The sequence below is a fragment of the Chitinilyticum aquatile DSM 21506 genome (assembly GCF_000430805.1).
Lineage (GTDB): Bacteria > Pseudomonadota > Gammaproteobacteria > Burkholderiales > Chitinibacteraceae > Chitinilyticum > Chitinilyticum aquatile.
This window is the reverse complement of the sequence record NZ_AUMS01000026.1, coordinates 1-3,595: the sequence shown is the minus strand read 5'-3', so window position 1 is coordinate 3,595 and position 3,595 is coordinate 1. Positions and strand designations below refer to the sequence as shown.

Below are 3,595 nucleotides of genomic sequence, written 5' to 3'. Positions count from 1 at the left end.
GCTGAAAATGCCGGCCTTTGAATGGGTTCATGTGCAGCTCCATCAGCAAAAGGGGATGATAAGTTTATCACCACCGACTATTTGCAACAGTGCCCATAGGCTTCATCAGCGCCTGACTGGCGAGCACGATTCCGGCCCTAGCCGCAGGATCGCGCAGGACGACCTAGTTACGAACCAGGCCGAGTGTTCCTGACATCCATCGGCACCATAGTTCTGCTTATCCGGCACGCGCGCGTCAGGGGTGTGGTGAACTACAAAGCAGACCCGTTGAGGTTATCAGTTCGATGCACAATCAGCAGCGCATAAAATATGCACAAGAACAGGAGCACCCTTCGCATTAAGCTGTGGTGGTAACAAGTAGTGCCGGGCTACCATCAGCGAGCATGATGCGCTCCCACAGCATTCGCCTTGGCAGTATGGAAGTTCCTCGCTCCAGTTCGGGCCGGTATCCACCTCGAGTGACCCCAGCCGCCCCTCATGCCAACCGAGCCCATTAAGCGCAGAGTCGGCCGCAACTATCTCGGGGACGCATAAACACGCAGCGATTTACCAAGGAGTTCGGCTAGGTCAATCCGCAATTCCCTTTGCCTGGCCGGAGATGCCGCGAGCAAACAATGTGTCCGGTCGCTACCAGATGGACTTTGTGGGCGGAGGATTGCACCAGACGCTTCAGCGCAGCGTCGTACGATGAATCGGAAGGCCCGGTAAGCAATTGAAGAACCGCTGACCACCTCCCATCCGACAATGCAAGGGTGCCCCGCTCCCAGCGCGACACGGTTGCCTGATCCACACCCATTAATTCAGCTAGGTGACTTTGCTTCATATGACGAAGCAACCGCGCCCTCCGCACCTGCCGCCCCCTGTCATTCGTCAACATTCTTCAGCACCTCAATGTCGTTCGTAGTGAGCCTCATTTTTTCAAGACCGCCGATGATGAGAGCCAGGCCTCGCTCGAATGCCGCGTCCGGACCGCCTTCGTAGACGATTTTCATCGCGCTCTGTAGGCGCGCCGGCATCGTAGACGCTGAGGTGGTCAACTGATCTTCGCCCCGCTCCTCGGCGTCTGCCTCGCTAGCTTGCTGCTCAAGAACAGCGCCGACGGTGAAGTAGCTGATTGCCATCAACGCATAGGTCGCGTCACCTGCCGAAAAGCCAGCATCGCAAAGGAAGCGAAGCTGCGCGTCGGCTTTTTCCATCTGCGGCGCGGCTGGCCGCGTCCCGGCATGAATACGCGCGCCATCGCGATAAGCGAGCAACGCCCGTCGAAAACTGCATGCATTGCCCTTCAGGAACGAACGCCAGTCGTCGTCATCCCTTGGCGTCGAATGCGTGTGATTTATCGTCAGCATGGCTTCGGCAAGTGCGTCGAGCAACGCACGCTTGTTCTTGAAATGCCAGTAGAGCGCTGGCTGTTGCACCCCGAGGCGCTCAGCCAGTCGGCGCGTCGTTAGACCTTCCATGCCCACGTCGTTAAGCAGTTCGAGCGCGGTTCGGATCACGGCCTCGCGTTGGAGCTTGTTCATTCGCGAATTCTCATGTTTGACAGCTTATCATCGATAAGCTTTAATGCGGTAGTTTATCACAGTTAAATTGCTAACGCAGTCAGGCACCGTGTATGAAATCTAACAATGCGCTCATCGTCATCCTCGGCACCGTCACCCTGGATGCTGTAGGCATAGGCTTGGTTATGCCGGTACTGCCGGGCCTCTTGCGGGATATCGTCCATTCCGACAGCATCGCCAGTCACTATGGCGTGCTGCTAGCGCTATATGCGTTGATGCAATTTCTATGCGCACCCGTTCTCGGAGCACTGTCCGACCGCTTTGGCCGCCGCCCAGTCCTGCTCGCTTCGCTACTTGGAGCCACTATCGACTACGCGATCATGGCGACCACACCCGTCCTGTGGATCCTCTACGCCGGACGCATCGTGGCCGGCATCACCGGCGCCACAGGTGCGGTTGCTGGCGCCTATATCGCCGACATCACCGATGGGGAAGATCGGGCTCGCCACTTCGGGCTCATGAGCGCTTGTTTCGGCGTGGGTATGGTGGCAGGCCCCGTGGCCGGGGGACTGTTGGGCGCCATCTCCTTGCATGCACCATTCCTTGCGGCGGCGGTGCTCAACGGCCTCAACCTACTACTGGGCTGCTTCCTAATGCAGGAGTCGCATAAGGGAGAGCGTCGACCGATGCCCTTGAGAGCCTTCAACCCAGTCAGCTCCTTCCGGTGGGCGCGGGGCATGACTATCGTCGCCGCACTTATGACTGTCTTCTTTATCATGCAACTCGTAGGACAGGTGCCGGCAGCGCTCTGGGTCATTTTCGGCGAGGACCGCTTTCGCTGGAGCGCGACGATGATCGGCCTGTCGCTTGCGGTATTCGGAATCTTGCACGCCCTCGCTCAAGCCTTCGTCACTGGTCCCGCCACCAAACGTTTCGGCGAGAAGCAGGCCATTATCGCCGGCATGGCGGCCGACGCGCTGGGCTACGTCTTGCTGGCGTTCGCGACGCGAGGCTGGATGGCCTTCCCCATTATGATTCTTCTCGCTTCCGGCGGCATCGGGATGCCCGCGTTGCAGGCCATGCTGTCCAGGCAGGTAGATGACGACCATCAGGGACAGCTTCAAGGATCGCTCGCGGCTCTTACCAGCCTAACTTCGATCATTGGACCGCTGATCGTCACGGCGATTTATGCCGCCTCGGCGAGCACATGGAACGGGTTGGCATGGATTGTAGGCGCCGCCCTATACCTTGTCTGCCTCCCCGCGTTGCGTCGCGGTGCATGGAGCCGGGCCACCTCGACCTGAATGGAAGCCGGCGGCACCTCGCTAACGGATTCACCACTCCAAGAATTGGAGCCAATCAATTCTTGCGGAGAACTGTGAATGCGCAAACCAACCCTTGGCAGAACATATCCATCGCGTCCGCCATCTCCAGCAGCCGCACGCGGCGCATCTCGGGCAGCGTTGGGTCCTGGCCACGGGTGCGCATGATCGTGCTCCTGTCGTTGAGGACCCGGCTAGGCTGGCGGGGTTGCCTTACTGGTTAGCAGAATGAATCACCGATACGCGAGCGAACGTGAAGCGACTGCTGCTGCAAAACGTCTGCGACCTGAGCAACAACATGAATGGTCTTCGGTTTCCGTGTTTCGTAAAGTCTGGAAACGCGGAAGTCCCCTACGTGCTGCTGAAGTTGCCCGCAACAGAGAGTGGAACCAACCGGTGATACCACGATACTATGACTGAGAGTCAACGCCATGAGCGGCCTCATTTCTTATTCTGAGTTACAACAGTCCGCACCGCTGCCGGTAGCTATTGACTATCCGGCTGCACTAGCCCTGCGTCAGATGGCTCTGATCCAAGGCAAACTGCCAAAATATCTGCTGGCACCGGAAGTCAGCGCCCTGCACCATTATGTTCCGGATCTGCATCGCAGGATGCTGCTGGCTACCCTGTGGAACACCTACATCTGTATTAACGAAGCGCTGGCATTGACCCTGAGGGCACTGTTGCAAAGTTAGCGATGAGGCAGCCTTTTGTCTTATTCAAAGGCCTTACATTTCAAAAACTCTGCTTACCAGGCGCATTTCGCCCAGG

Annotated in this window: 5 protein-coding genes; 2 read left to right on the top strand and 3 right to left on the bottom strand. The window is 58.0% G+C overall.

The features are described 5' to 3' along the window. Positions 1-562: 562 nt before the first annotated feature. Complete coding sequence (locus H559_RS23420) at positions 563-877, bottom strand: helix-turn-helix domain-containing protein (protein ID WP_061342203.1); 315 nt, start codon at positions 875-877, stop codon at positions 563-565. After that, a complete protein-coding gene (gene tetR(C), locus H559_RS0113085; protein ID WP_001038045.1) occupies positions 864-1,523 on the bottom strand; it encodes a tetracycline resistance transcriptional repressor TetR(C) in 660 nt (219 codons plus the stop codon). Before tetR(C) ends, H559_RS23420 begins: the two co-directional genes overlap by 14 nt. A 92-nt stretch (positions 1,524-1,615) precedes the next feature. On the opposite strand from tetR(C), the gene tet(C) reads away from it, so the two are divergent. Next, entirely contained in the window at positions 1,616-2,806 is a 1,191-nt protein-coding gene (tet(C), locus tag H559_RS0113080) for a tetracycline efflux MFS transporter Tet(C) (RefSeq protein WP_001297013.1), read from the top strand. A gap of 55 nt (positions 2,807-2,861) precedes the next feature. Here the strand turns inward: tet(C) and H559_RS23415 are convergent, their stop codons facing one another. Then, entirely contained in the window at positions 2,862-2,990 is a 129-nt protein-coding gene (locus H559_RS23415; protein WP_001260374.1) for a type VI secretion protein, read from the bottom strand. A 265-nt stretch (positions 2,991-3,255) separates the two neighbouring features. Here H559_RS23415 and H559_RS22935 point away from each other — a divergent pair, with 265 nt between their 5' ends. Continuing rightward, positions 3,256-3,519: a hypothetical protein gene (locus tag H559_RS22935; RefSeq protein WP_028453048.1), complete on the top strand. Its 264-nt coding sequence runs from the start codon at positions 3,256-3,258 to the stop codon at positions 3,517-3,519. Positions 3,520-3,595: the final 76 nt, after the last annotated feature.